The sequence below is a fragment of the Burkholderia sp. LMG 13014 genome (assembly GCF_905232215.1).
GTDB lineage: Bacteria > Pseudomonadota > Gammaproteobacteria > Burkholderiales > Burkholderiaceae > Burkholderia.
The window spans coordinates 1-2018 of the sequence record NZ_CAJNKE010000834.1 but is presented as its reverse complement, the minus strand read 5'-3'; the positions used below and the strand labels follow the sequence as shown (position 1 = coordinate 2018).

Below are 2018 nucleotides of genomic sequence, written 5' to 3'. Positions count from 1 at the left end.
TCGGCGCTGCGGCCGCCCGAACGCAGTTCGGGCTTGATCTCGCGCAACTCGATGCGCAGCTCGGGCGGCATCCGCTTCGTGTATTCGTCGAAGCCGGATGCGATCCAGCCCGGCATCTTGTGGCCGACTGCAAGGATGAAAAGCTTCATCGGAAGAGGCGTAACGACCCGGGGCTCAACGGCGGCGGGCGGCCGTCTTGCGCGCCGGGCGTGCGGGCGCGGCTTCCTCTTCTTCGTCGTCGCTTTCGCTGGCCGTGGCGAAGCCGTTGCCCTTGCCGCCGCCGAGCTTCATCCGCACGGGCTTGTCGCCCCAGATTTCCTCGAGGTTGTAGTACTGGCGCAGGGCCGGTTGCAGGATGTGCACGACCGCGTCGCCGCAGTCGACGAGCACCCATTCGCCGGTGTCTTCGCCCTCGGAGCTGACGATGTCGCCGCCGGCTTCCTTGACCTTGTCACGCACGCTCGACGCGAGGGCCTTGGTCTGGCGGTTGGAGGTGCCCGAAGCGACGACCACGCGGTCGAACAGTTCGGTCAGGTGGCTGGTGTTGAACACCTTGATGTCTTGCGCCTTGACGTCTTCGAGGGCGTCGACGATCACGCGCTGCAGTTTGCGAATATCCATGGATTCAGGAATGGTAGAGGCGATGTTGAAGAATATAGGCCCATACGGCGGCCGGCACATGCTCGGCCGACGCGTCGGGCATTTGCGCATGGCGCGCGATGCATTCGCGCAGGTGGGCGCGGATGTCGGTCGCGGCAATGTCGAACGAAAGGGTCGTATCGATCAGCAGGTGGCCTGCCGGCGTGGCCTTCAGCACGTCGGCGCCGGCCTGCCGCGCGGCGATTTCCTGCGCGACGTCCGGTGGCGCCGCGCCGAGCTCGAAGCCCGGGCGCGTCGACACGCAGATGTGCGCGTAGTCGAACAGTTTGCGCCAGTCGCGCCACGTATCGAGGCGCACGAGCTGATCGGCGCCGATCAGCAGCGACAGCGACGCGTCCGGGCCGATCCGCTCGCGCCAGCGCGCGAGCGTCTCGACCGTGTAGGTCGGGCCGGTGTGCTCGATCTCGTCGGTGGCGACGGTCACGGTCACGCCCGGCACGGACAGCGAACCGGCGGCCGCGCGCGTCATCGCGAGCCGATGCTCGGCGGCCGACACGTCGCGCTTCTGGTACGGCTGCCCGGCGGGCAGCAGCACGAGTTCGGTCAGGCCGAGCAGCTCGGCGAACCGGCGCGCGAGCGCGAGATGGCCGTCGTGGATCGGGTCGAAAGTACCGCCCAGCAAGCCGATACGACGCGGCAGCGGGGCGGGGCGGGCGGTGGTGTCCAGAAACGCGTCCTTTGCTTGAAGCAGGGGTCAGACCCAGTCGCGCGGCACGAGGAAGTCGCTGTACAGGCGCGCTTCAGGCGTTCCCGGCTCGGGCTGCCAGTTATAGCGCCAGTTCGCGACCGGCGGCATCGACATCAGGATCGATTCGGTCCGGCCGCCGCTTTGCAGGCCGAACAGCGTGCCACGGTCGAACACAAGGTTGAATTCGACGTAGCGGCCGCGGCGGTACGCCTGGAAGTCGCGCTCGCGCTCGCCGTACGGCAGCTCCGCGCGGCGCTCGACGATCGGCAGGTAGGCCTGCAGGAACGCGTCGCCGACGCTTTGCATCATGTCAAACGAGCGTTCGAAACCGGGCTCCGAGAAATCGTCGAAGAAGATCCCGCCGATGCCGCGCATCTCGTTGCGGTGCTTCAGGAAGAAATACTCGTCGCACCATTTCTTGAAGCGCGGGTAGAGCTCGACGCCGAACGGGTCGAGCGCATCCTTGCAGGTCTGGTGGAAATGCCGGGCGTCGTCCTCGAAACCGTAAACCGGTGTCAGATCCATGCCGCCGCCGAACCAGAACACGGGCTCCTCGCCCGGTTTCGTCGCGATCAGCATCCGCACGTTCATGTGCACGGTCGGGCAGTACGGATTGCGCGGGTGCAGCACCAGCGACACGCCGAGCGCCTCGAAGCCGCGCCCCGCGAGC

The 2018-nt window shown here is 67.1% G+C and carries 4 protein-coding genes; all 4 read right to left on the bottom strand.

From position 1 onward, the window contains the following. A partial coding sequence (locus JYJ84_RS35165) for a 23S rRNA (pseudouridine(1915)-N(3))-methyltransferase RlmH (protein WP_205190169.1) occupies nt 1-149 on the bottom strand: 149 nt, incomplete at its 3' end. Between the two features lie 25 nt (nt 150-174). Next, nucleotides 175-621 (bottom strand): ribosome silencing factor, encoded by a 447-nt coding sequence (gene rsfS / locus JYJ84_RS35160; protein WP_105818712.1) that lies wholly within the window; start codon nt 619-621, stop codon nt 175-177. A 4-nt stretch (nt 622-625) separates the two neighbouring features. Continuing rightward, nucleotides 626-1351, bottom strand: a complete 726-nt coding sequence (locus JYJ84_RS35155; RefSeq protein WP_226217015.1) for a nicotinate-nucleotide adenylyltransferase — start codon at nt 1349-1351, stop codon at nt 626-628. Nucleotides 1352-1354: 3 nt separating this feature from the next. Then, nucleotides 1355-2018, bottom strand: a 664-nt coding sequence (gene hemF, locus JYJ84_RS35150) for an oxygen-dependent coproporphyrinogen oxidase (protein WP_205190168.1), incomplete at its 5' end; no start/stop codon positions are given.